Origin of the sequence: Pseudoalteromonas mucoides (genome assembly GCF_049257175.1) — a bacterium.
Lineage (GTDB): Bacteria > Pseudomonadota > Gammaproteobacteria > Enterobacterales > Alteromonadaceae > Pseudoalteromonas.
On record NZ_JBMMUC010000020.1, the window covers coordinates 84,224 to 109,397 of the forward strand.

At 40.4% G+C, this 25,174-nt stretch carries 19 protein-coding genes; 12 read left to right on the forward strand and 7 right to left on the reverse strand.

Features of this window, described 5'->3' with window-relative positions:
* Window positions 1–135 precede the first annotated feature (135 nt).
* Window positions 136–2,361 carry a S9 family peptidase gene (locus tag AAEU30_RS19005; RefSeq protein WP_421961894.1) on the reverse strand — a complete coding sequence of 742 codons (2,226 nt, stop codon included), beginning with the start codon at window positions 2,359–2,361 and terminating at the stop codon, window positions 136–138.
* Between the two features lie 112 nt (window positions 2,362–2,473).
* Here AAEU30_RS19005 and AAEU30_RS19010 point away from each other — a divergent pair, with 112 nt between their 5' ends.
* Window positions 2,474–2,878 (forward strand): HIT domain-containing protein, encoded by a 405-nt coding sequence (locus AAEU30_RS19010; RefSeq protein WP_421961895.1) that lies wholly within the window; start codon window positions 2,474–2,476, stop codon window positions 2,876–2,878.
* 21 nt (window positions 2,879–2,899) lie between these two features.
* Entirely contained in the window at window positions 2,900–3,457 is a 558-nt protein-coding gene (locus AAEU30_RS19015) for a fused DSP-PTPase phosphatase/NAD kinase-like protein (protein ID WP_421961896.1), read from the forward strand.
* A gap of 77 nt (window positions 3,458–3,534) precedes the next feature.
* Here AAEU30_RS19015 and AAEU30_RS19020 read toward each other — a convergent pair whose 3' ends face one another.
* Window positions 3,535–5,229, reverse strand: a complete 1,695-nt coding sequence (locus AAEU30_RS19020) for a DUF8614 domain-containing protein (protein ID WP_421961897.1) — start codon at window positions 5,227–5,229, stop codon at window positions 3,535–3,537.
* 282 nt (window positions 5,230–5,511) lie between these two features.
* Here AAEU30_RS19020 and AAEU30_RS19025 point away from each other — a divergent pair, with 282 nt between their 5' ends.
* Entirely contained in the window at window positions 5,512–6,351 is an 840-nt protein-coding gene (locus AAEU30_RS19025; protein ID WP_421961898.1) for an HDOD domain-containing protein, read from the forward strand.
* A gap of 59 nt (window positions 6,352–6,410) precedes the next feature.
* Here AAEU30_RS19025 and rdgC read toward each other — a convergent pair whose 3' ends face one another.
* Window positions 6,411–7,322: a recombination-associated protein RdgC gene (gene rdgC / locus AAEU30_RS19030; protein ID WP_290210646.1), complete on the reverse strand. Its 912-nt coding sequence runs from the start codon at window positions 7,320–7,322 to the stop codon at window positions 6,411–6,413.
* A 121-nt stretch (window positions 7,323–7,443) separates the two neighbouring features.
* Window positions 7,444–9,207: a sensor histidine kinase gene (locus AAEU30_RS19035; RefSeq protein ID WP_421961899.1), complete on the reverse strand. Its 1,764-nt coding sequence runs from the start codon at window positions 9,205–9,207 to the stop codon at window positions 7,444–7,446.
* 272 nt (window positions 9,208–9,479) lie between these two features.
* On the opposite strand from AAEU30_RS19035, the gene AAEU30_RS19040 reads away from it, so the two are divergent.
* The 4 genes from AAEU30_RS19040 to thrC all read left to right on the forward strand — a co-directional run bounded on the left by AAEU30_RS19040 (window position 9,480) and on the right by thrC (window position 14,730).
* Complete coding sequence (locus AAEU30_RS19040) at window positions 9,480–9,845, forward strand: response regulator (RefSeq protein ID WP_421961900.1); 366 nt, start codon at window positions 9,480–9,482, stop codon at window positions 9,843–9,845.
* 229 nt (window positions 9,846–10,074) lie between these two features.
* Window positions 10,075–12,492, forward strand: a complete 2,418-nt coding sequence (gene thrA / locus AAEU30_RS19045) for a bifunctional aspartate kinase/homoserine dehydrogenase I (RefSeq protein ID WP_421961901.1) — start codon at window positions 10,075–10,077, stop codon at window positions 12,490–12,492.
* Between the two features lie 9 nt (window positions 12,493–12,501).
* Window positions 12,502–13,428: a homoserine kinase gene (gene thrB, locus AAEU30_RS19050; protein WP_421961902.1), complete on the forward strand. Its 927-nt coding sequence runs from the start codon at window positions 12,502–12,504 to the stop codon at window positions 13,426–13,428.
* An 18-nt stretch (window positions 13,429–13,446) separates the two neighbouring features.
* Window positions 13,447–14,730: a threonine synthase gene (thrC, locus tag AAEU30_RS19055; RefSeq protein WP_421961903.1), complete on the forward strand. Its 1,284-nt coding sequence runs from the start codon at window positions 13,447–13,449 to the stop codon at window positions 14,728–14,730.
* Window positions 14,731–14,820: 90 nt separating this feature from the next.
* Here the strand turns inward: thrC and AAEU30_RS19060 are convergent, their stop codons facing one another.
* The gene (locus tag AAEU30_RS19060; protein WP_087532387.1) at window positions 14,821–15,666 is read right to left on the reverse strand and encodes a LysR family transcriptional regulator; all 846 of its coding nucleotides are present in this window, start codon (window positions 15,664–15,666) and stop codon (window positions 14,821–14,823) included.
* 126 nt (window positions 15,667–15,792) lie between these two features.
* Here AAEU30_RS19060 and AAEU30_RS19065 point away from each other — a divergent pair, with 126 nt between their 5' ends.
* From AAEU30_RS19065 to gcvP, 4 genes are all read left to right on the forward strand, one after another.
* A complete protein-coding gene (locus AAEU30_RS19065) occupies window positions 15,793–16,392 on the forward strand; it encodes a hypothetical protein (RefSeq protein ID WP_421961904.1) in 600 nt (199 codons plus the stop codon).
* A 161-nt stretch (window positions 16,393–16,553) separates the two neighbouring features.
* Entirely contained in the window at window positions 16,554–17,636 is a 1,083-nt protein-coding gene (gcvT, locus tag AAEU30_RS19070) for a glycine cleavage system aminomethyltransferase GcvT (RefSeq protein ID WP_421961906.1), read from the forward strand.
* A 55-nt stretch (window positions 17,637–17,691) separates the two neighbouring features.
* Window positions 17,692–18,081 (forward strand): glycine cleavage system protein GcvH, encoded by a 390-nt coding sequence (gene gcvH, locus AAEU30_RS19075; protein ID WP_421961908.1) that lies wholly within the window; start codon window positions 17,692–17,694, stop codon window positions 18,079–18,081.
* Window positions 18,082–18,257: 176 nt separating this feature from the next.
* Window positions 18,258–21,149: an aminomethyl-transferring glycine dehydrogenase gene (gcvP, locus tag AAEU30_RS19080; protein WP_421961909.1), complete on the forward strand. Its 2,892-nt coding sequence runs from the start codon at window positions 18,258–18,260 to the stop codon at window positions 21,147–21,149.
* 138 nt (window positions 21,150–21,287) lie between these two features.
* Here gcvP and AAEU30_RS19085 read toward each other — a convergent pair whose 3' ends face one another.
* Window positions 21,288–22,442 carry a KTSC domain-containing protein gene (locus tag AAEU30_RS19085; protein WP_421961910.1) on the reverse strand — a complete coding sequence of 385 codons (1,155 nt, stop codon included), beginning with the start codon at window positions 22,440–22,442 and terminating at the stop codon, window positions 21,288–21,290.
* Window positions 22,439–23,299: a chitodextrinase gene (locus AAEU30_RS19090; RefSeq protein WP_421961911.1), complete on the reverse strand. Its 861-nt coding sequence runs from the start codon at window positions 23,297–23,299 to the stop codon at window positions 22,439–22,441. The genes AAEU30_RS19085 and AAEU30_RS19090 overlap by 4 nt, the downstream gene beginning before the upstream one ends.
* Window positions 23,300–23,920: 621 nt before the next feature.
* Between AAEU30_RS19090 and AAEU30_RS19095 the strand changes: the two genes are divergently transcribed.
* The gene (locus AAEU30_RS19095) at window positions 23,921–24,895 is read left to right on the forward strand and encodes a transposase (protein WP_421961912.1); all 975 of its coding nucleotides are present in this window, start codon (window positions 23,921–23,923) and stop codon (window positions 24,893–24,895) included.
* Window positions 24,896–25,174: the final 279 nt, after the last annotated feature.

Below are 25,174 nucleotides of genomic sequence, written 5' to 3' on the forward strand. Positions count from 1 at the left end.
AAAAGACAATAAATCTAGGAACTTGCTAAACATAAATAATGAAAATTAATGACGTGATAAACATTTTAAATGGCCCAAAAAAAAGGCTGATTTTGCAATCAGCCTTTAGCCTAAAAATTATTCTAATACAGCAACTTATTTAACTTCAAAATGACGATTAAAGAAGTTAGTTATGGTTTGATGTAAATGAGTCTGTACTTGTTTACCACGTAAGCTGTGCTTTGAGCCTGGGTAAGTCATCATTTCGAACTGTTTTTCATTATCTTGCAGCTGCTTAAATAACTTAGTCGCGTGAGTAAATAATACGTTGTCATCAGCCATACCATGATAAATCATTAATGGGCTTTTTAAACCATCAGCATAAGGGAACACAGCACTGTCGGTGTAACCTTTTGCGTTAGTGTCTGGGTGCGATAAATAACGCTCTGTGTAATGGGTGTCATAAAGTGCCCAGTCAGTAACTGGCGCACCAGATACACCTGCTTGAAAGTAGTCGCCGGCTTTAAACATAGTCATTAATGCCATGTATCCACCATAACTGTGGCCATATATACCTATACGTTGTGGATCAACATAATCAAGGGTACGTAAAAATTCTACACCCTTGATTTGATCTGCTACTTCTACCACACCTAAATGTTTGTAGATTGCGTCTTCAAACTTTTTACCTCGGTTGTAAGAACCGCGGTTATCGAGTTGAAATACCACGTAACCTTGTTGGGCCATGTATTGAAAGTATAAGTTTTTACTACGCCAGCTGTTGGTAACACGTTGTGCGTGCGGGCCACCGTATACGTTAACAAGTACTGGGTGTTTTTTACCATTATTCACGGTTGCAGGCTTGAACAAACGGTAGTGCATGACTTGGCCGTCTTCTGCTGTCAATGTGCCGTATTCAGGTTTGGCTAAATCATCAAGGTAAGGAGTCAGTGGGTGGTTTTTATCTAACTTATTTTGTTCAAGCCAAGTAATAAATTCGCCATTTACTTTACGTAGGGCAGCTGAATTAGGTTTATTGACCGACGAGCTATTATCAATAAACGTTTTGCTGTCTTTGGCCATAACGACTTTATGATAAGCGCCTTGCTCAGTGATACGTTTGATATCGCCTTTTTTAAATAGTGGCGTGCTGTATAAATGACTTTCAAGTGGCGTATCTTTACGCCCTGCAAAGTATACAATGCCTTTTTTCTCATCAATACCTTTTAGGCTATCTACAACCCAATCGCCAGAGGTTATTTGGCGGATAAGTTTACCGTTGGTACGATATAAATAAAGGTGTTTGAAGCCATCGCGCTCAGACGCCCAGACAAAATGTTTTTTGTCTTTTAAAAACTGCAAATCAAAATGTAGATTAAGCCAAGTGTCACTCGTTTCAGTGAGTGCGACTTTTTGCTCTTTATTTTGGCTGTTATAAAAGCGCAGCTCTAATTTATGCTGTGAACGGTTTTGCCACTGGTAAGATAAGGTTTTATTATCTTCTAACCATTTAGCGCGGGCGATGTAAATATCTTCATCTTTACCTAAATCAACCCAATCAGTTTGCTGGTTATTGATTTTTACCACACCGAGTTGAATTTTAACGTTGTTAGTGCCAGTAAACGGGTAGCGTTGGTTAAACAGTTTTACTTCGTCAGCGTAAATTTCGTTACGAATAGCTTCTTTTACAGGGCTTTCGTCAATTCGGGTGAAGGCAATTTTAGACTCATCACCTGCCCACCAGTAGCCAGTCATACGGCCCATTTCTTCTTGCGCGACAAATTCAGCCATGCCGTTTTTAATTACGCCACCGCCATCTTTGCTAAGTTGAATTTCTTTACCCGATTCAAGGTTAAGCGCATATAAGTTTTGGTCACGAATAAATGAGACAAAATTACCTTTTGGTGAAAAGCGGGCATCTGTTTCAAATGCGTCGGTGTTTGTCAGTTTACGGCTTTTTGCTGATGCTAAATCGTAATAATAAAGGTCACCATTGAGTGGGAAAAGCAGGGCTTTACCGTCTTTTGACCATTTGTATTCTAAAATACCTTTACCAAAAATACGTTGGCGCTCACGGCGTGCTTTTTCTTCGTCAGAGAGGTTTTCTGGGCCAGAAAATAACTGTGCAGAATCCACTAAAATACGATTTTTGTTATCTTTTAAATTGTATTCCCATAAATCGTAACGGTTATAATCGTCGGTTTTACCTTGCAGGTAAGTAACACGGCTGCCATCAGGTGAAAATTTAAGTTGCACAGGTGCTTTACCTGCTAAGCTAGGATCGTCAAATATCCGTTCTAATGAGAGTGGTTTAGCTTGCACTGTTGCGGCAGAAGCCACAAGGGGCAGGGCCCATGAGAGGTGTTTAATTTTTTTTAACACGTATTTACCTTCGCTCGAATAAAAACTGTCATGATGGTAAAGCCAAGCGTGGGCAACTGCAACTAAATGCTTTAAAGTATCTCAACGCATTATGGACAACGAAGGAATTAACATGACTGCTGAATTTGTATTAGCCCCAGAGCTGACAAGAGATTGTATAGAAATTACTGATTGGCCGCTTTGTAAAGTGCTGCTAATGAATGACAGCCAATACCCGTGGTTTATTTTAGTGCCGCGCCAAGCGGGTTTAAAAGAAAGTATTGATTTAAGTGACGCTGATCAACTTATTTTAATGCAAGAGTCGGCTAAGTTATGCCGTTTGCTGCAAGATGTTTTCTCCCCTGATAAGCTTAATGTTGCAGCGCTGGGTAATATGGTGCCACAGTTGCATATTCATCATATTGCCCGTTATAAAACCGATGCTGCGTGGCCTGCACCTGTGTGGGGTAAAAGTCCAGCTAAGCCATATTCAAGCGAGCAGTTAGCACAATTGATGGCTGCTTTTAATCAATCTTAATAGCGTATCTGTGAGAATTATATGAAGCTTTTAAAATCATTTTTCACAAGTTTATTCTTATTATCATTATCTTATAGCACTTTAGCTGTCACTGAAGAACAAGCGAGTATTGGCTCGTCAGTGCACGGCGATTTTCAAGCGATTGACAATATTGGAGTCGCTAACTTAACACCTCATGCAGGGCAGGTGTATTCAGCCGGTCAACCAAGCATTGAGCAGTTTGAGGCGTTAGCGCATGAAGGTATTAAGCATGTAATTAACCTGCGTGGACAAAGCGAACAAGATTGGGATGAAAAAGCACTAGTTAACAGCTTAAATATGAATTATGTCGCTCTGCCTATTACAGGCGCCAAAGACATCAATGTGGAGAATGCGCGGTTATTAACTCAACTATTGATGCAAAAACAAGGAGAGGCTGTGTTAGTTCATTGCGCTAGTAGCAATCGAGTCGGTGCGTTAATGGCTATTGCTGCTTATGAAAGCGGCCAAAATTTAGAGGCCTCTATTGACGAGGGTAAAAGCTGGGGATTAAAAAGTCTTGAGCCAGTAGTACGTAATGTTATAAGTAATCAACATTAAAAAATGAGCGGAGTTGAACTCGCTCATTCTTTATGTATAAAAGAGTTACAGCGCAGGCTGTAACTCTTTTAAATTTATTAAAGCCCTAAAACGTCTTTACCTTGCTTAAAGGTAACATCGACTGGAATATTTGCTTGGCTTAGTTTTTCTAAGTCTTTAGCAAGTTCGGCTTTGATATCACCATGAGTAGCAATTAGTTGATCAACTTTTTCATAATCACCATCCCCTTGTAAGGTCAAAATAAGGTTAGATAGCTTAGCCATTGCCTGCCCCATTTTTTCCATGTTTACACGGTAAAGGCCTTGCTCATTTTTTGAGAATGCACCTTCTTGTGCAAAAAAGTTAAAGCGAATCATGTTTGCTTTACCATGAGCACTTGATGCGCCAAAACGAACTGAACGGAAAATACCCGCCATAAACGTGGTGTAGTAATCTTCAAGAGTACCTTGAGTGATCTCGCCTTTTTTAAGTAATTGCTCAACCATGTATAAGCCAAGGATATCCGCTTTACCTTCTTCAAGTGCGCTAGCATGCTCTTGTAAAGACTGGCGAACAGTTCCTTTGTCTGTGATGGTGTTTTTAATGCCTAAACCATGAGCAACTTCGTGGAACATGGTATTAGCAAAAAATGCATCAAAAGTAATGTGCTTACGTTGCTCTGGCACAATTAACTGCTCAGCAATAGGCACTAAAATTTTATCAAATTTAGCACGCATTGCGTTTTTTAGTTGTAAACGACGAGTGCCTTTTTCAAGCTGTACTTGTTCGTCATTTGGTAGGTTGATTGCAATGGTTTTACTACCCGCATTTGAGTGACCTGCGTAATAAACCACGTCATAAGCGTTTAAATCGGCGTCTGAGCCAGGCACTTCTTGTTTGTATTTTTCATCAACAGGTAGGCCTTTTTGTAATTCAGGTAAAAAGGCTGCAAACTTAGCTAAGCGCTCACTCCAGGCTAAGTCTTTAACAAGTACATAAGATTCAAATGCCGCACGTGAGCCAAATAATTGATCTTCATATGTCTCGATTGGGCCAATAACCACATCAATCGGGTTATTTTTCATATCCATCCACGCGAAGTCAGACGCTTGATATTCATCACTTAAAAGAGCATCAGCGCGCAAAGATAAGTAATTAGCAAACTCTTTATCGTCGGCTAGTTTACTCGCTTCACGTAGTAGGTTTGCTGTTTTTTCTAGTGCTTGTGCGTATTCTACAGAATACGAAACGGTATAAAGTTTGCCGTTTTCATCACGCTTAACAACTGAGTAAAGGCCATTTTTGTCTTCAACATCAGAGCTGTTTAATTCTTCTTTTGTAATATCAGCAGGGTAGAACTGCGCGCCAGGTGATTTTTCATCATAACCAGATAAAAAAGCTTGGTCGCCATTTAAACGATCCCAAGGTCCATAGTTAATGTCTGCAAACTTTTGCACTTGTGGGTCATTAATTTTTGCCAAAAAGCTGGCCTTGTCTTCACCAAATGCTTGACGCCAAAATAGCTCATCCATAACTTTTGATGCATCGATTAGCTTTGCAATCATGGCTTTTTGATTTTCGCTTAAGTGAGAAAGATCAGTCGTTAAACTAAAATCAGTGTAAATAGCTAAGCGATCGGTATCGGCATTAATTAGCTGTGGAGAATCGGCTGTGGCAGGGGCCTTTGCTACAACGGCTGCGTCTGTTTTAGGTGTAACGGCTTGTTCTGAACATGCACTAAGAAAAGCTGCACCGCAAAAAACCAGTGCTTGGCTTATTTTGTTAAGAGTCATTTTGTTGCCTGTTAAAAGTGAAGTTATAAATCAACAACCAATAGAAGATGGTTGTTCGCTCGCTTGTGCATGCATTAAAGCAAATCTTTCGCGCAAATAGCAAGTTTACTGCGTTTTACTCAATAAGGACTGAGTAGAGATCGCCACTAAAAAAATAAATCATAGATAATTTGTGTAATTTCCTTAACTTTAGCGGTAAGTTAGACAATACTGTAGCTATAATAAATATACATTCCATAGCTCTGCATAATAAGTAAAGCACTACAAAAGGATGGCACATCTATGTCAACAGAAAACGCACTTTTAACCATTTTGGTTGACCGAATAAATAACGACACTTTAGTGTTACCAACGCTGCCAGAAGTTGCAGTGCGTGTTCGTCAAGCCGCAGACGATCCTGACGTTAATTTAGCGCAAATGGCTGACGTGATCTCTCACGACCCAGCACTAGCGGCACGTATGATCAAAGTTGCCAATAGTGCGTTTATGGGACGCTCAGTTAAGGTAACTAATTTAAACCAAGCGGTTACGCGAATTGGCCTGAGGCAAATTAAAAATATTGCTACAGCCATGGCGATGGAACAGCTTTTTGTATCAAACAACGAGCTTATTAAAGGCTACATGGATAAAGCCTGGCAGAAAACACTTAAAGTGGCGTGCCATTCAATTTCACTGATGGAGTTCTTTTTAAAAGAGAACAAACAGACATCGCTGAATCGAGACACTATTACACTGGCATCATTAGTTTATAATATTGGTGTACTACCTATTTTAACTGAGGCTGAGCGCCATCCTGAAGTATTTGCAAACCCAAGCTTTTTAGCTCATGCGATTCAAAAGCTCAGTGGCAAAGTGGGTGGAGCCATTATGCGTGCGTGGGATTTTACTGACGAATTTGTAGAAGTTGCTGAAAGTTGGGCTAATCCGAACTATCGCCCTGAACATATTTGCTATGTTGATTTCATTCGTATTGGTGCAATTATGGAAGGGATTTTACAAGTATCAGATAAGTCGGCTGCGCTACAGATGTATATCGATAAAGGTGTTATTCCATCGTTAGAGATATTTGCCTCAGATGAATACAATGACATGCTTGATGATGTGAAATCTGTTTTTAGTTAAAGCCTGATTGCAGGATAAGTAAAAAGCGCCAAACTTGGCGCTTTTTTGCTTTTTGGCTATTAAGCTAAATCTTCAGCATCACCTAAGCCAGATGTTAACTCTTCTAGCATTTGCTTGATTTCTTCTGAAGCAAGAATAAAGTCCGCATCGAGCTTAATTATCATGTCTTCTTTTGGAATATCAGCGTTTTCTTCTTTGAGTGTTTCAGAATAGCTTAAGCGTTTTATTGAGCCGTCATTCTGTAGCATAAACTTAAGGCGTTCTTGCCAATCAAGGGCCAGCTTGGTTACACGCTTTCCGCTCTCAAGGTGTGATTTAACTTCATCACACGCTAAGTCATGCCCTTTTAATTTTACTTGTGCGCCACTGTCATCAGCCTCTTCAAGCTCTGCATCAGAGCCTATAGCAAAGCCTTCAGGGGTACTGAAGTTAGTTAGCCAATCAGTTAAAAATACGTCTAAATCATAGTTAGCAAACGCAGGAACAACAGGTAGTGTGCCAAGTGATTTACGTAATAGTGCTAATAATTCTTCAGCTTTATTGAAACTACCACTGTTTACAACGACCCAGCCGTTTTCTTGGTCGATAAAGGCAAATTGTAAGCTCGATTTTTTGAAAGCTTGTGGTAATAAGGTGTGAAGAATGTTTTCTTTTAATTCGTCTTTTTCTTTTTTCTTAACAGGGCGGTTTTCTTCAGCTTCTATTTGCTCTATTTTTTCAGCAACCATTTCGTTTACGACTGCCGCAGGTAAAACCTTCTCTTCGCGCTTGGCGCACACTAAAATGCTTTTTTGTGAAAAATGAGACAGTGACTCGCCATGCTTACCAAAGGCCTTAGTCCAGCCAAAGGTACTTAAATCTTGGCTGCCACAAGGGCGAAACACATCTTGCTCTAGGGCGTTATCGAAATCTTCTTGCGTGTATGAAACGTCTTGTTTAAAGCGGTAACAAATAAGGTTACTAAACCACATAGGGGGATTGATCCATTTGGTAAATTTGCTCAATCATAGCAATAAAAACCGGATGCTGAAATGGCTGATTTAGTTAATGCTCAGCAATTAAGCCAAGCATTAACCTAAACTTAAAATGTCGTTAATTATTGAAGATAGAGAGTGGCTTTGGCATGTTCTTAGGAAAGCTAATATGGTAGTGCAAGCCGTTGCCAGGTGAACTTGAAGCTTCAATTTCACCGCTTAAAGTTTGCTTAACTAAGTTAAATGTAATGTGGGTGCCTAAACCACTGCCACCTTGATCACGTTTAGTGGTAAAAAATGGGTCAAATAATTTTTCGAGTTGTTGCTCGCTCACCCCATTGCCATTGTCTTTAAAGTCGATAATAACCTGGCTATCGTCATCTTTGATTAGAATATCAATAACGCCATTATTTACACCATCAAAGCCATGTATAAGTGAGTTCATGATCAAGTTAGTAAATATTTGACTGATCGCACCGGCAGGTAGGTTGAGAGTAAGATCTTCCGGGCAATCTAAATTGATATGGTGGCTGGTATTTTTAATTTTTGGGTGCAGTGAGCGAATCACTTCGCCCAAATATTCTTTAAAATTAATGGTTCTAACAGCTTCACTGGCTTGGTCCACCGCAATTTGTTTAAAGCTAGCAACAAGCTCTGAGGCTCTATCTAGGTTACTAGTCAATAAGCTGGTACTTTGTTTGGCGTCATTAATAAACTCTTCTAATGCTTTAGGCGACAAAGTTTTATCTTTATAAGCGGCCTCTATTTGCATTAAGCGCTCTTGCAAAAATGAGGTCGCCGTTACACCTATGCCAACAGGGGTATTAATATCGTGGGTAATACCAGCCACCAAACCGCCTAAAGCGGCCATTTTTTCAGAGCCAACTAACCGCTCTTGAGCAATGTTCAACTCATCCACATAACGCTGCATTTCTTTTTGTTTTGTTAGTAACTCTTGCTCAGTATGACGGCGTAAATCTACTTCTTCAGTGAGCGTTAGCTTTTGCTTTTCAAGCTCATATTTTTGTTGCTGTAGATCCATCATTGCTTGGCTAAGGTTCGAGGTTTTACGTGCGACTTCTTGCTCTAATTGCAGGTTGTGTTGATCGAGTTTTTCGTTACTAATTAATAACTCTTTTTGTGTGTGTTCGAGCTCTTTACGGTATTGCACTACTTTATCAATTAACTTGTTAAAAGACTGCTCCATCACTTTAAGCTCGTTATGCTCAGTGGTTTCGATGTTGATGTGTTGGCCTTCGAGATCATTAAGTTCAAGATCTTCAATTTGCTCTGTTAATTGATCTAGAGGCTCAGTTAGTAACTTTCTAAATGCCATTAAAAATAAAATAATTAAGAACGTGGTTTTGATCATCGCATTACCAATTAAAAAGTAAATTGAGATCATAATGCGGCTAAAAACAACTTCTCGGCTGGAAAATAATGTCACATCACCCACTTGAGTTGCGCGGCCAGAAAATTCAAAAATAAGCGGAAAGGTATAACCAAATAAACCTGACGGTGTGTCTTCAATGATAGCTTCTTCTTGCACAAGTTGTTGGCTGTATAGTTCGCGAATATCTAATGAACGACCAAGTTGAGAAATTATTTCACCGCTGTCATCGCGTACTATAATGCCTTCAATCATTGGAATGGCGAGTAGACCTTCAGCGGTGGTAATTGTTTGCTTTGTGTTTAGCTCCCATATTGCACGGGTTAAGCTGCGACTAAAGGTTTTTTGTAGTGTTGTAAGCTCGTCACGAATATAATCTTTTGTGTTTACGTATTCTGCAATAACTTGGCCACAAGTGACTACAAATGTAAGTAAAAAGTAGACTGATAATACGCTGGTCAATAGCTTTTTAGAGAGGCTTGTTTGTAGCATGGACTGTCCATAGCTCCTTGATGGCAATTACAATAAGTTATGCTTGCTTCTAAAGTTAGCTAATAAAGATATAAAAATAAATAAAAGAATCACTTTTTAGTCAATAAACATAGCAAATATTCTTTTTTAGCAAAAACTTAAGCTTATCTAGCTTGATTATTTGTGTTATAAAATCACTGTCGTTTAGTAAATTAACCTGAACTCTGGTTAAATTAAAATGAGTAGCAAACTCACTCATTAACTTTTTTATTCTTAATCTAGTTGTTAATGGTATGAATTTTTCAATATTAGTATGTGATGACTCAACTGTAGCACGTAAGCAGGTTGTTCGCTGTTTAAATGAGTGTATTGAAGCAGATATTATGCAGGCAAAGAACGGCAAAGAGGCATTAATGTTGTTACAAGAGCATTGTTTCGACTTGGTTTGCCTTGATTTAACTATGCCTGAGGTAGATGGTGTACAGGTGCTAGAAGCAATCAAGATGCAAAAAATAGAGTGCTTTGTATTAGTGATTTCTGCTGATATCCAAACACAAATGAAGCAGCGTGTGGCAAAGTTAGGGGCAATTGACTTTATCAATAAGCCGATAGAAAAATCAAAGTTAAATAAAATTTTGCATAAATTTGGCATCCACTAGATTGCTAAATAACCAACAAGCATAATTTATCTTTTAATTTAGGGTTGACAGAATAGCCATCTTTAAGGCAGTCTTAAGGCTATGAAAACAAATAATCAAGTACTGACCATTATTATTACAACCACCATTCTTACTGGATAGTGGCATAGGTCGGTGCAACAAATTTAAAGGCCTGTGTTCACTAAGAACACAGGCCTTTTTTCGTTTTATGGGATGAGGAAACATAAAAATGCGAGTATTAAAATTTGGCGGGTCATCACTTGCCGACTTTGCGTGTTTACAACAGGTAGCTCAGTTGGTCAAAGCACAACTAAAAGATGAAATGTTATTGGTACTATCCGCACCTGGTGGTATGACTGATTCACTTGTCGCACTAGCAAGTAGTGCAGAGCAAGGACTTGATTACAGTGAGCAGTGGCAAGCATTAACAGCACGCTGTGAAAGCTTAAAAAGCGCTGTAGAAGCAGATTTTGGCCAAGTCGAAAACTGGCCTGATTTAAGCGAATTAGCGAACAAGCTTGCCGGCGTAAAACTTATAAAATGTTGCCCCGATGAAGTGCGTGCCTATGTAATTAGTTTTGGCGAGCGTGTCAGTGTGTCATTAATGCAGTGTTTACTCAGTTCACATAATGCGCGTTATTTAGAAGCAACAGCATGTATTGCATCTACGGGTGGTCATATTGATGCTGAAGCTGACTTAGCTGCGAGCAAAGTACGTTTTCAAGCTGCATTAAAAGAAAGCCCAGCCAGTATTTATATCATGCCAGGCTTTACTGCAAGTAATGATCAAGGTGAGCTTACAACACTTGGCCGTAATGGCTCTGATTATTCAGCAGCAATAGCCGCTGCATGCCTTGAAGCTGATGTGTGTCAAATCTGGACCGATGTAGATGGCGTTTATAATGCCGATCCTCGTTATATCAAAAAAGCCACTAAAGTTGACTATCTTTCTTATAAAGAAGCGATGGAGTTGTCTTATTTTGGTGCCAAAGTACTTCACCCTAAAACAATTTTACCATGCGCTAAAGCGGGTGTTCCGTGTGAGATTAAAAATACTCATAACCCTGATGCGCAAGGCTCATTGATTGGTAACGATTACTCATCAGATGAACCAGTAAAAGCACTGTCTAGTTTACAAGAACTTGCGATGTTAACGGTGTCTGGCCCAGGTATGAAAGGCAAGGTTGGCATGGCATCAAAGGTATTTAATGCCCTTGCTCATGATAACGTGTCTATTGTATTAATCACGCAATCATCGTGTGAATTTAGTATCAGTTTCTGCGTTCATGAATCAGATTTATCCCTTGCACTTGAAGCTTTACAAACGGCCTTTGAGCTAGAGTCACAAGCGGGCTTAATCGAACCAGTACAAGTACAGCGCAATTTAGCGATTGTTACCCTTGTAGGTGACAATATGCGAGCGCACAAAGGCTTAGCAGCTAAGTTTTTTGCCTCTTTAGCGCAAGCACAAGTAAACATTGTTGCCATTGCACAAGACTCAACAGAAAGTGCTATCTCAGCGGTTATCGACGGTGAGTTGTGTAACGATGCAGTTAAAGTGTGTCACGAAAACTTCTTTACTCATATCCCATCAATTGATGTATTTTTACTTGGCTGCGGCTTAGTTGGTCAAGAGCTAATTCAACAACTTGAGCGTCAACAAGCATGGCTTGAAAAACGTAACATTAAACTTAATTTGTACGGTGTAGCGAACTCTCGTCAACTTCATTTAGATAGTGAAGGGGTGCAATTTGGAGATTGGCAACAAAAGCTTGCGGCATCAGAACAAGCGTTTGATCTAAAACTGGTTGAGCAATTTGTAAAGCAAAATCATTTAATCAACCCAGTGTTGGTTGACTGTACATCTTCGGATGCTTTAGCTGCGCAGTATGTCGACTTTTTAAATGCTGGCTTCCACGTGGTTGCGGCTAATAAAAAAGCGACTACCAGTTCATATACATATTACCAAGACTTAATCAGCGCAACACAAAAAAATAACCGTAAATTTTTATATGAGACAAACGTAGGTGCAGGCCTTCCGGTTATTGATAATTTGCAGTCACTATTTGGTGCTGGAGATGAGCTTCTTGAATTTAGTGGTATTTTATCTGGTTCTCTGTCGTACATGTTTGGTGCGTTAGAAGACGGCTTATCACTATCAGCAGCAACGGTAAAAGCGAAAGAAAACGGCTTTACTGAGCCAGATCCACGTGATGACTTATCAGGCACTGATGTTGCGCGAAAACTATTAATCATTGCCCGAGAAGCAGGGTTAAAACTAGAGCTAAGCGATATCGAAGTGGAATCTGTGCTACCTGAAGGGTTTGCACAAGGTGACAGTGTTGATGACTTTATGGCTAAACTGCCGAGTTTAGATGCCGCCTTTAATGATCGTATTCAAAGTGCAGCAAGCGAAGGCAAAGTACTACGTTATGTTGGCACAATTAAACAAGGTCACTGCAAAGTTGGTATTGAGGCTGTAGATTCAAGCCACGCATTGAGTGTTATTCGTGACGGTGAAAACGCATTAGCAATTTTGAGTGAGTACTACCAGCCACGTCCATTTGTAATTCGTGGTTATGGTGCGGGCTCTGCTGTAACAGCCGCAGGCGTATTTGCAGATATCTTAAAAACATTGTCTCGATAGGAGAGGGCTATGATTGAAGTATACGCGCCGGCTTCTATCGGTAACTTTGCGGTAGGGTTTGATGCTTTAGGTGCTGCGCTTGCACCGATTGATGGGACTTTATTGGGGGATGTAGTTGCTGTTAGCTCAGCGCCAGCTGATGAGTTTATTTGCTCTGGTGACTATGCCCATAAGCTACCAAGTGATGCCAGTGAAAATTTAGCGTATCAATGCTTGGTGCATTTTCGTGAGCATGTTGCACCTAATATGCCTACAGTTAAGCTTGAACTTAAAAAGAACTTACCAATTGGCTCAGGGTTAGGATCAAGTGCATGTTCTGTGGTTGCCACATTTGCAGCGCTTGATAAGTTTGCTGATACAAAGCTTAGTCAAGTTCAGCTAATTGAATTAATGGCTGATTTTGAAGCCATTGTCAGTGGCGGTCGTCACTATGACAACATTACCCCATGCTACTTAGGTGGCTTGCAGCTAACGGGCGATCTAATCCCTGATAAATCGATTAGTTTACCTGTCGATGATAACTGGTATTACGTGGCGGCTTTCCCTGGTTTTTCACTCAATACAGCCAAGGCACGTTCGGTGTTACCCACACAGTTAAGCATGCATGCGAGCGTAGAATTTGCGCAGCGTTTATCGGCGTTTAGCACGCTACTGCTAACTAACCGTTTTGATGATGCTTTATCAATTATGAGTGATGAAATAGCTGAGCCACACCGTGTGCCGCTGATCACTGGGTTTAGCGAAGCGAAAGCAGCGCTGCCTGAGCTAGGTGCTGAAATAGTCAGTATTTCAGGAGCTGGCCCCACGTTATTTATTGTGTGTAAAACGCTTGAAGCTGCAAAACAGTGCGAGCAATGGCTACAAAGCAATTATATAAACGAACAAGGCTTTTGCCATATCTGTAAGCTTGATAATGCCGGCACGCGTCAGTTATAAGAATTTAAGGAACTAATAATGCAATTACATAATTTAAAAGACGACACGCAAAAAGTGTCGTTTGTTGAAGCCGTTAAAACAGGTCTTGGCCGTAATCAAGGTGTGTTTTTTCCTGAATCACTAGCGCCCATGGCAGATATTGATGCCTTGCTTGAGATGGATTTTGTCAGCCGTAGCTCAGCGATTTTATCGCACCTGATTGGCGATGAACTTCCAGCAGATACTGTTGCACAAATGGTGCAAAATGCGTTTAACTTTCCGGTTAAATTGGTCCAAGTAGAAGAAAATGTATATTGTCTAGAGCTGTTTCATGGTCCAACCCTTGCGTTTAAAGACTTTGGCGGGCGTTTTATGGCGGAGTGTTTAGCGCAGTTCAGCCAAGGTGAAAAAACCACTATTTTGACCGCGACCTCAGGCGATACTGGTGCAGCTGTGGCACATGCTTTTTATAATAAGCCTAATATCGACGTAGTCATTTTATACCCTAAAGGCAAAATTTCACTGGCTCAGCAAAAGCTATTTACTACCCTTGGCAACAACATTCATTGCTATGCGGTAGAGGGCAGCTTTGATGATTGTCAAAGCATGGTAAAAAATGCTTTTTTAGATGACGAAGTAAAAACACGTCTTGGCTTGAACTCAGCTAACTCAATCAATATTAGTCGTTTAGTGGCACAAGTATGTTATTACTTTGAGGCTATCGCACAGCTACCAAAAGAAAAACGTGCGACTGCGCATGTTTCTGTACCAAGTGGTAACTTTGGTAACGTATGTGCTGCGATGATCGGTGCCGTAATTGGCTTACCCGTTGCTAAACTAAGCGCCACAACCAATCAAAATGACACAGTGCCGCGTTTTATTGCAGATAAAAACTGGGCACCTAATACAACAGTCGAGTCACTGTCAAACGCAATGGACGTGAGCAAGCCTAATAACTGGCCGCGCGTGCAAACCATGCTTGATAACAACTGGTTCAGCTATGATAATTTTTATTCAACCAGTGTTGATGAAAACGACACCCAAGCAGTAATGAAAGCAATTCAAAAAACAGGGTATATTGCTGAGCCACATACAGCTATTGCCTATCAAGGTTTGAAAGCCGATTTAGTCCCAGGTAGTGCCGGAATATTCTTAGCAACTGCACACCCTGCTAAATTTAAAGAAAGTGTTGAAGACATTTTAGATATTGAACTTGATATGCCAAAACCGCTTGCAGATGCACTTGCTAAGCCATGTTTAGCACAAGATATTGATAACGACTATGACGCACTTAGAGATATTATCTTAGCTAAGTTAGGCTAATTAAACTTACCTAAGCGACAGAGAAAACGGCATCGACTGTAAAGTGATGCCGTTTTTTTGTGGACTCAAAATTAACCGCTCGCGTGAGCCTTAACTCAATCGCAGGCTGATAAACTCAGCGAGTTTAGCTACCGCATGTTCGGGGTGTTCTACACGGTTTATTAAGCTAATACCAATGCGACCAAGCTCGGGTAAATGTTTAGTATGAAGCTGATAATTTAACTCATGTGGCACGGTACTTTTGGCAAGCACGGTAATGCCTAAGCCTTCTTTGAGTGCTGCGGTGAGGCCAGTTAAATCAGCGTTGCTATAACTTATGCGGTATTTTATCCCTGCCATTTGCAGCGCCTCTATAGCACGGCGGCGGTAAATACAGCCTTCTGGTGCGGTAACCAGCGTAACTACTTCGTTTTGCGCTAATGATAAATCACCGACCCAGACAAGTTGATCTTGCATAAAAACAGGAAACTTCTCAGAATTTAAATCCTCATTTAATGCCAATACTAAATCAAATTGATCTTCACGCGACACAGAGAGTAAATGTTTACTCAAACGTGATTTAACTTCTAAAGAAACATCAGGATATAGCGCTATAAAATCGCCAATGATAGAGGGCAATATTCGCGCGGCAAATTCGCTGGGAATACCTAACCTTACTTTGCCTGTAACGTTCTCTTTGGTAAACAACTGTAAAATACTGTCGTTTTGCAACAGCATGTGTTTTGCCATTGGCAATAATAATTCACCATACTGGTTAAGCACTTGGCGCTGGCCTTGTTTTTTAAATAGCTTATGGCCGAGCATGTCTTCGAGGCGCTTAATTTGTAAGCTCACAGCAGGTTGAGAAAGGCCTAATAATTCGCCCGCTTTGGCGAATCCACCTACCTCGACCACGGTAATTAAGGTGCGTAATCCATCTGTTGAAATATTCTTCATATAAAAAAATTCAATTTATCAGGTTAAATACATAATTATTATTTATCAATTGATAAGAAATTACAATTTGTTGTTGCACGCCACCCGCAATATACTTTTGTGACTATAGATTGATAGGTGTCAACGATGACTTTTACTCCAATAATGTTTGCTCGTCACAGCCAACTAGATGCGCCACAAAGCAATATGCTACAGGCCGATAATAATAGTGTGGTCATTGATTTTAGCGGCACTGAAGCAATCCCATTTTTAACGACTATTTTAGGGTTAGATTTAAATAAATTAACCGCCAGTGGTTTGGGCCTCAAAGGTACGTTAGACGGTGACTTAAATAGCACCTATAGTTTTGCTTTGTATTTCTTTAGTGAGACCGCATTTAGATTTGTTTTACATAGCGATGCCAGCGTCCAACTACAGTCACTTATTTGTGAGCAACAACTACGTTACGATATTGAATTTGTTGTACGCAGCGATTTATCGGTATTAACTTTATGTGGTGAGCAAGCTTTCGATACTTTGATTGATGCTTTTAAGCTTACCCCTGGTTTGCGCTTATCAAACGCAGCGAGCTGCTACGGTGCACAAAGTGGCGAGGTATTTATTACCGCCATTGATAAACAATCTCAGCAGTATTTTCAGCTGGTGGCTAAAACCCCAGCGCTTGCAAAATGCCAAGCAACATTACAGCAACGCGGGTTTGATTTAACTCTGCCTGAGGTTGCTTAAATAGTTTTTAAAACACGGTATTAAAACCGTGTTTGTAGTAACAAATCGCAATTTGGGTGTCAGTGCAGTACAACTTATGTATAATCGCCGCCCATGTTATTCCCCCTCATTAAATTGAGGCCACGCCCAATATTGGGTTAATTATAAAGTGAAGGAATATTATGACTTCTAAAACAGTTTTACATGCAAAGCACCTTGAAGCTAACGCTAAAATGGTTGATTTTCACGGCTGGGAAATGCCAATCAACTATGGTTCGCAAATCGAAGAGCACAATGCAGTGCGCACCGATGCTGGCATGTTTGACGTATCGCACATGACGATTGTGGATGTTAAAGGCGAGCAAGCACAAGCATTCTTACGCAAATTAGTTGCTAACGACGTGGCTAAGTTAACTGTTCCAGGTAAAGCCTTATACACAGGTATGCTTAACGAACAAGGCGGCGTAATCGACGACCTTATCATCTACTTCTTCTCTGAAACTGATTACCGTTTAGTGGTTAACTCAGCAACGCGCGAAAAAGATTTAGCGCATATGGCTAAAGTATCAGCTGATTTTGCCGTTGCAGTTACTGAGCGCCCAGAGTTTGCCATGATTGCAGTACAAGGTCCTAACGCTAAAGCAAAAACAGCGACTCTTTTAACAGCGGATCAACAAGCTGCCGTTGAAGGTATGAAGCCATTTTTTGGTGTGCAAGTTGGTGATTTATTTATTGCGACAACAGGCTATACTGGCGAAGACGGTTACGAAATTGTAGTACCGAGCGAGCAAGCTGCTGATCTATGGCTACAACTGCTAGATGCAGGCGTTAAACCAGCAGGTCTTGGCGCACGTGACACACTACGTTTAGAAGCAGGCATGAACCTTTACGGCCTAGATATGGACGAAAGCGTTTCACCACTTGCAGCTAACATGGCGTGGACTATTGCGTGGGAACCTGAAGATCGTGACTTTATCGGTCGTGATGTATTAGTTAAGCAACGCGCAGAAAAAAGCACTGACAAACTAGTTGGCCTAGTGCTTGAAGAAAAAGGCGTATTGCGTAGCGGTTCTAAAGTAATCGTTGAAGGTGGCGAAGGGGTTATAACCTCTGGTACTTTCTCACCTACACTTGGTTTTAGTGTTGCCCTTGCACGTGTACCACGTTCAACAGGCGAGACAGCCCAAGTAGAAATGCGTAAAAAATTAGTTAACGTAAAAGTAGTTAAACCAAGCTTTGTACGTAACGGTAAGTCAGTACTTTAAAGTATTAATTAAAATTTGGTGTTATCACCCAATATAGAACCAAAGGAACAAACACATGAGCAATATCCCTAGCGATTTAAAGTATGCCTCTTCACACGAGTGGGTTCGCAACGAAGGTGACGGTACTTTCACTGTAGGTATCTCTGAGCATGCACAAGAGCTTCTTGGCGACATGGTTTTCGTTGAATTACCAGAAGTTGGTGACGAAGTAGACGCTGGCGAAGATTGTGCAGTTGCAGAGTCTGTTAAAGCAGCATCAGATATCTACGCACCAATCGGTGGCGAAATCATTGCAATCAATGAAGAGCTTGAAGATGCACCAGAAACTGTAAACAACGACGCTTACGGCGATGGTTGGTTATTCCGCATTAAAGCATCTGATGAGTCTGAGCTTGGAAACTTGCTTGACGCTGAAGGCTATGCAAACACCATCGACGAAGACTAATAATTAGTTATCGCCGTACTAAAAGCCCCGTCATACACAGTACTAACGGGGCTTTTATGATTTTACCGCTTACCTTTCCATACATTGTAAGTCACTAAATCAAAAAGCTTTTAAGTTATTGCTAGTTACCCATTAGTGATAACCATTTATTTTTTGGATCATAGGAATCTGGACAAATGTCAAACGCCAAATCTCTTGAACAATTAGAGCAAACGCAAGATTTTATTCGCCGTCATATTGGGCCAAGCCCAGCACAAGTAAGCGATATGCTAAGTGCTCTTGGAGTATCGAGTGTTGAAGATCTGATCGGTCAAACTGTACCTGCAAGCATCCGCTTAGAGCAAGGCCTAACAGTGGGCGAAAGCCGCACTGAAGTTGAAACACTAAGCTACTTAAAATCAGTAGCCAATAAAAATAAAGTGTTCAAATCTTATATTGGTCAAGGCTACCACCCAACTCACGTACCACACGTAATTTTACGTAACGTACTTGAGAACCCAGGTTGGTACACAGCGTACACTCCATACCAACCAGAGATTGCTCAAGGGCGTTTAGAGTCATTACTTAACTTCCAAACTATGACCCTAGACCTAACTGGTCTTGATTTAGCAAGTGCATCATTACTTGACGAATCAACCGCCGCTGCTGAGGCAATGGGCCTTGCAAAGCGTGTATCTAAAGCTAAAAAAGCCAATATCTTCTTTATTGCTGATGACGTACACACACAAACAATCGACGTAGTTGCAACGCGTGCCGACCAGTTTGGTTTTGAAGTGGTCGTTGGTCCTGCGGCTGATGCCGTAAATCACGAGATTTTTGGTGCGTTATTCCAATACCCGTCAACATCAGGTGAAGTGGTAGACATCACAGATTTAATCGCTGGCGTACAAAGCAAAAAAGCGATTGCCTGTGTTGCAGCCGACATCATGAGCTTATTACTATTAAAAGCTCCGGGTAAACTAGGCGCTGACGTAGTACTTGGTTCTGCCCAGCGTTTTGGTGTACCAATGGGTTACGGTGGTCCTCACGCTGCATTCTTTGCAACACGTGATTCGTACAAGCGCTCATTACCAGGTCGTATCATTGGTGTATCTAAAGACCGTTTAGGTAACGATGCATTACGTATGGCAATGCAAACGCGTGAACAACACATTCGCCGAGACAAAGCCAATTCAAACATTTGTACAGCGCAAGTATTACTTGCCAACATGGCAGCATTTTACGCGGTGTACCATGGTCCACAAGGCTTAAAAACAATCGCACAGCGTATTCATCGTTTTGCTGATATTTTAGCTGCTGGCCTACAAGCTAAAGGCGTAGCACTTAAGCACAGCACATGGTTTGATACTCTAACTGTTGTTAGCGATAACAAAGATGACGTAGTAGCTCGTGCAGTTGCAAACGGCGTTAACTTTGCAACTAACCATGACGGCGAATACTCAATTGCAGTATCAGAAACCACAACCCGCGCAGACGTAGCTGAACTTTTCGATATCGTATTAGGCGAAGGCCATGGTTTAAGTGTTGATGCAATCGCAGCAGACATTGAAGCAAACGGAAGCGAGTCTATTCCTGCAAGCCTAGTACGTGATGATGAAGTGTTAACGCACCCGAACTTCAACTCGTATCACAGCGAAACTGAGATGCTTCGTTATATCAAGCGCCTTGAAAACAAAGATTTAGCGCTTAACCACTCAATGATCTCGTTAGGTTCATGTACTATGAAGCTAAACGCGACTGCTGAGATGATCCCAATTACGTGGCCTGAGTTCGCTAACCTTCACCCATTCTGCCCGCTAGACCAAGCAGAAGGTTACCAAATCATGATTAACGAACTACATGATTGGTTGGTTAACATTACCGGTTACGATGCCGTATCACTACAGCCTAACTCTGGCGCACAAGGTGAATACGCTGGCTTAATCGCGATCCGTAAATACCATGAGTCACGTGGCGATGCACACCGTAATGTATGTTTGATCCCAAGTTCAGCGCACGGTACAAACCCTGCATCTGCACAAATGGCGAGCATGAAAATCGTGGTTGTTGATTGCGACAAAAACGGTAACGTTGATATGGCTGATCTTAAAGCAAAAGCTGAAGAAGTATCAGAAAACCTATCATGTATCATGATCACATACCCGTCTACGCATGGCGTATACGAAGAAACAATCCGTGAAATTTGCGACATCGTGCACCAGCACGGCGGCCAAGTTTACATGGATGGCGCAAACATGAACGCCCAAGTAGGTGTTACTAGCCCAGGTTCTATCGGCTCAGACGTATCGCACTTAAACCTGCATAAAACGTTCTGTATTCCACACGGTGGCGGTGGCCCAGGTGTTGGCCCAATCGGTGTTAAATCACACCTAGCGCCATTTATGCCTAACCACAGCGTAATTAACGTACCTGGCACTAATGTAGGCAACGGCGCAGTATCAGCAGCACCTTATGGCTCAGCAGCTATTTTACCTATCTCATGGGCTTACATCACCATGATGGGCAGCGAAGGCCTTAAACAAGCCACTGAAATGGCTATTGTGAATGCTAACTACTTAACGCACGAGTTAAGCCAGCACTTCCCTATTTTATACCGTGGTCGCAACAATCGTGTTGCTCACGAATGTATTGTTGACTTACGCCCACTTAAAGAAGCGTCAGGCATCACTGAAATGGACGTGGCTAAGCGCCTACAAGATTACGGTTTCCATTCACCAACTATGTCGTTCCCAGTAGCTGGCACATTAATGGTTGAGCCAACTGAATCTGAGTCTAAAGTTGAGATCGACCGTTTCATCGAAGCAATGGTGTCAATCAAAGGCGAAATCGACAAAGTAATCTCTGGCGAATGGTCTATCGAAAACAACCCGCTAGTGTTTGCACCGCATACACAAGCTGACGTACTTGGTAACGAGTGGGACAGAGCATACGACCGCTTCTACGCTGCATTCCCAGTACCTGCAGTGGCTAAAAACAAATTCTGGCCTACAGTAACGCGTATCGATGACGTATACGGCGACCGTAACCTAGTTTGTTCATGCCCAGCGGTAGAGACATATCGTGATTAAATTTTGATGTGATCAGAGTTATTATAGTTTGGGAATGATAATTATAGATTGGGAATCCAATCGCGATTCCCAAACGATAATTATTGAAAAGGGTGAGCTTCGTGGCTCACCCTTTTTTATTTCTAGTACAATGGTTAGTTATTTTTCAACTTTTGCAACTGGTTCAAGTGATGTGATTTTTAGGTAAGTCATACTGTCCATATCTAGCTTATCAAAAGGGTATTGACCTCGAATATTATCATTAAAAACCTTCCCCATTGATGTTGAGTAATACAGCTTATCCCATAATAAGATGGGTATATTGTAATAACGATAAACACTTCCTGCTTCAAACTTCAGATCAAGGATTTTATTGATCGTTGAATAGCCTATGTGTGAAAAAGCATCTGAATTTACAGGGTGTTGTTCAAACAAGGGGAAAGGGGATTGGTTTAAAATAGAAGCTTTAACTCCTTCGCTGATCTTTGTTGCCACATTATCATTACGTATATAAGAACCGATCAAACCATGTCCTGTATTATCAAATAAAGAAGACATTGAAAAGTTTGATGGTAAGCTCCCGAATAAAACTCTCACAGCTCGCATTATTTCATCTTGATCTAATGTGAGGTGTGAAATCAGGTGTGCGTACTCTTCTCCTAAATTACCGCCTAGAGAGCTGGTTGGCGTTGCAATAGAAGCTAAACCAACTAAGGAGTAATCTGACGCGTAATAGCCATCTGTGTATTGATAATTCGAAATAATGTCTTCAAAAAGTGTATTGGTATAGAAGTTACCTTGTGAGTGGCCAATAAGAATAATACGGTTACAAGAATGCATTTGAAACAGCAGCTTTTGATAGGCATTCCTATAATCAGTATCATTTAACTTTGAATAAGTTACATCTGAAAATACTTCTTCAATTACAGATTCAACATGGGCTATATTTTCCTGAGAAAGAGAGTCGACGGTACCACCGACTATTGCAGTAATGAGGTGGTACTTGTTTGAAAAAGGGGATAAATCGCCATATTTTTGTTTTGCCACTTCATATATTTGCATATGAAGGTCTTCATCTTTGTTATAGCTGCCTGTTGGTTTCCTACCTTTAAGGTATTTACCTAATTTAGTATCTTGAAAATTATCTAACCAAGCTAAATTTTTTCGAAAGTCATCCGAGCTAGTAAACATACCATTAACGTAGAACAAGCGCAGCTGGTCTATTTGTTTTGAGCAATATCTATCAAGACTATTGAATTCGGCCTGTGCTTTTGGCATAAAAAATATTAGGGTGATTAATAAGCAAATTTTCATTTCATTACTTCCTCTAATATTGTGCAAGACATATCAGCATCTAGATGAAAGTCGTCATCCCAAGGAATTAGATCATGAGCTTTATTTTGTGCTTTACGATTAGCATAGGCCCTATCTATAGTATTAAAGTACATCAGTTTAGGGTTGCGATAAGAAGGAAACGTATTCTGTATCATTTCAGTGCAGAAGCTAATATTTATAAAATCCAAAATAATCTGCTTACCAATCTCAGTATCTAAATTTGGTATGCGCCCTTGCTCAATATCAATAACCAGTTGCAATGTTGAAGCAGCACCTAAACTGAAGGTGATAAGCTGTGGGGAATCAAATTTTTCATACACATAGCGCTCATAATCATCGCGGATACCGTTGTCATTTTGATCAATCCCGTCTAACGTTTTATAGTCGTCAGGGTGTTCAGGTGGTAGTTCTGGGGTTAGATAAAATAAATCTTTAATACGTTGCCAGCTACTGTGTGGGGCGGGTTCGTTATTCTCATTCCAATAGCGAGCAAGGTAATAGTCGGTTCCGTGTTTTACAAGGTTGCCACCTTGGTACACTTTGTTTGCTTGCCACTTTTCGATCACCGTGTTTTGCAGCCAAATCCAACCATCCCAATGGGGCTGGTTTTCTATCGGTTCAATGCCTTTTACCCAAAAAGCGGCAATAAATAAGCTGTTGTTATGAGTCACAACATCACCTGCTACATAAATTGAGCTGGCATTCCATTGTGGGTGGTTTGGTTGAATATCGGTTAAATCTGTATTTTTAGATTGTGAGTTCAGCTGAAAAATATTTGTCGCGTAAGTGTGCGAACAAAAAAGTAACCAAGCAATAATAACGATGAGTTTAGTCATTTCAAAATCCTTTTAATTGTCGTTTCATTACTTTTTAAATTAAGTCCACTTTTTAGGTAAATGCAAGGTAGGAGGATTAAATATTTCAAAATCATTGATGAGTTTGAAAAGTAGCAACACTTGGTTTTGCAAACAAAGGTCAAGAAACCTGGTGTGGCTTAAATTGTATGTCGTCCTTTAGGGAGATAAGTGAGTTTCATCACAGATAATTCAGAGGCGCTTCGCGCTGCACAGAGGTTAAATATTGCTTGTTGGTTTTTATAATACCTCGTCTGTAATTTAAATAATATTGTGCAAATGTAGCCTTTGGGCTACATTTGGTTTATGAAATACCATGTCAAGAAAACCGACGAGTTCGACAAGTGGCTTAAAAAGCTAAAAGATCGGCAAGCATTTATGGTGATTGCTAAACGTATAATGCGCGCTATTAATTTTTTAATTTTAAGGGGTCAAATCTTGACTTCGTACATTGATGGTCTAGATTTAAAGGGTCATATAAAGGGTCATATAAAGGGTCATATAAAGGGTCATATAAAGGGTCAAGGGTCATAAGGGGTCAAATCTTGACTTCGTACATTGATGGTCTAGATTTATAGTTTACAGCTTATTAAGTGAATTGCTATGTCTAGGCCGTTGCGAATAGAGTATGAGAATGCGTTTTATCATGTCATGAATCGTGGAAGAGGGCGTGAAAATACCTTTTTGAGCGATGACGACTTTACGTATTTTTTATATTGCATTGAGCAAGCAAGCCTTCGCTTTAATATTGAAGTGCATTCTTATTGTTTAATGACCAATCATTACCACCTGCTAATCAAAACCCCCGATGCTAATTTAGGCCGAGCCATGAAGCATATTAATGGCCTTTATACTCAATACTTTAACAGAGTACACAATACAGATGGTGCGCTGTTTAGAGGGCGATACAAAGCGGTGTTGGTGGATGCTGATAACTACTTATTACATGTTAGTCGGTATATTCATCGTAACCCAATTGAAACGAGCACCCCGTTGGTAGATGACCTAGCTAAGTATAAATGGTCTAGCTATTCAGCGTTCATTAAAAGGGGAGCGACGCCTAAATGGCTCGTTCGAGATTTTGTATTTTCGCTGCAAGATAAAAAGCGTAAATATGCAGCTTATAAGCAGTTTGTGGAATTTGAAAACAGTAAAGAAATAAGCGCTTTTTATAATGCTAAAAAGTTATTGTCGGTTCTGGGCTGTGAGGACTTTATTGAAAACATAAAAGACTATATTGCAACATCAAATAGTGAAAGTAAGCTTGTTATTAAAAATTACTCAGCAGATGATGTAATTGCTTACGTAGCTAAACACTTTAGTATTGAGATAGGTGGTATCGTAACGGTTAAAAAGGGGCGAAAAGAGAAAAACTTACCCCGTTGGTTTGCTATTAAATTATGCCAAGATTTAACAGGATTAAATTTACAGGCATTAGCAGATATTTTTAATGTTAAACATTATTCGGCGATATCAAAAACTGTCGGTAGGTTGAACGCATTAATGATTGAAGATAAGAAAGTTAAATTACAATACGAAAAACTTCGAGATTGTTTGATGTGTGAAGTCAAGATTTGACCCTTTCCTTCCTTTCAAATTATGCCAAGATTTAACAGGATTAAATTTACAGGCATTAGCAGATATTTTTAATGTTAAACATTATTCGGCGATATCAAAAACTGTCGGTAGGTTGAACGCATTAATGATTGAAGATAAGAAAGTTAAATTACAATAGAGGACGTTCAAAATTCTGTGTCAGCTTAAATTCTTAAATATCGAGTACGCTGTCTAAGCGTCCTTCAAAATAAATGGCCAACTGAGATAAACACAAGCTCCAATTGTGGATTGGCATGGTCC

What these genes read in the sequence shown, in the direction of transcription:
- AAEU30_RS19010 (WP_421961895.1), top strand. Translation starts at nt 2,474, where the DNA reads ATGACTGCTGAATTTGTATTAGCCCCAGAGCTGACAAGAGATTGTATA.
- AAEU30_RS19015 (WP_421961896.1), top strand. Translation starts at nt 2,900, where the DNA reads ATGAAGCTTTTAAAATCATTTTTCACAAGTTTATTCTTATTATCATTA.
- AAEU30_RS19020 (WP_421961897.1), bottom strand. Translation starts at nt 5,229, where the DNA reads ATGACTCTTAACAAAATAAGCCAAGCACTGGTTTTTTGCGGTGCAGCT.
- AAEU30_RS19025 (WP_421961898.1), top strand. Translation starts at nt 5,512, where the DNA reads ATGTCAACAGAAAACGCACTTTTAACCATTTTGGTTGACCGAATAAAT.
- rdgC (WP_290210646.1), bottom strand. Translation starts at nt 7,322, where the DNA reads ATGTGGTTTAGTAACCTTATTTGTTACCGCTTTAAACAAGACGTTTCA.
- AAEU30_RS19035 (WP_421961899.1), bottom strand. Translation starts at nt 9,207, where the DNA reads ATGCTACAAACAAGCCTCTCTAAAAAGCTATTGACCAGCGTATTATCA.
- AAEU30_RS19040 (WP_421961900.1), top strand. Translation starts at nt 9,480, where the DNA reads ATGAATTTTTCAATATTAGTATGTGATGACTCAACTGTAGCACGTAAG.
- thrA (WP_421961901.1), top strand. Translation starts at nt 10,075, where the DNA reads ATGCGAGTATTAAAATTTGGCGGGTCATCACTTGCCGACTTTGCGTGT.
- thrB (WP_421961902.1), top strand. Translation starts at nt 12,502, where the DNA reads ATGATTGAAGTATACGCGCCGGCTTCTATCGGTAACTTTGCGGTAGGG.
- thrC (WP_421961903.1), top strand. Translation starts at nt 13,447, where the DNA reads ATGCAATTACATAATTTAAAAGACGACACGCAAAAAGTGTCGTTTGTT.
- AAEU30_RS19060 (WP_087532387.1), bottom strand. Translation starts at nt 15,666, where the DNA reads ATGAAGAATATTTCAACAGATGGATTACGCACCTTAATTACCGTGGTC.
- AAEU30_RS19065 (WP_421961904.1), top strand. Translation starts at nt 15,793, where the DNA reads ATGACTTTTACTCCAATAATGTTTGCTCGTCACAGCCAACTAGATGCG.
- gcvT (WP_421961906.1), top strand. Translation starts at nt 16,554, where the DNA reads ATGACTTCTAAAACAGTTTTACATGCAAAGCACCTTGAAGCTAACGCT.
- gcvH (WP_421961908.1), top strand. Translation starts at nt 17,692, where the DNA reads ATGAGCAATATCCCTAGCGATTTAAAGTATGCCTCTTCACACGAGTGG.
- gcvP (WP_421961909.1), top strand. Translation starts at nt 18,258, where the DNA reads ATGTCAAACGCCAAATCTCTTGAACAATTAGAGCAAACGCAAGATTTT.
- AAEU30_RS19085 (WP_421961910.1), bottom strand. Translation starts at nt 22,442, where the DNA reads ATGAAAATTTGCTTATTAATCACCCTAATATTTTTTATGCCAAAAGCA.
- AAEU30_RS19090 (WP_421961911.1), bottom strand. Translation starts at nt 23,299, where the DNA reads ATGACTAAACTCATCGTTATTATTGCTTGGTTACTTTTTTGTTCGCAC.
- AAEU30_RS19095 (WP_421961912.1), top strand. Translation starts at nt 23,921, where the DNA reads ATGTCTAGGCCGTTGCGAATAGAGTATGAGAATGCGTTTTATCATGTC.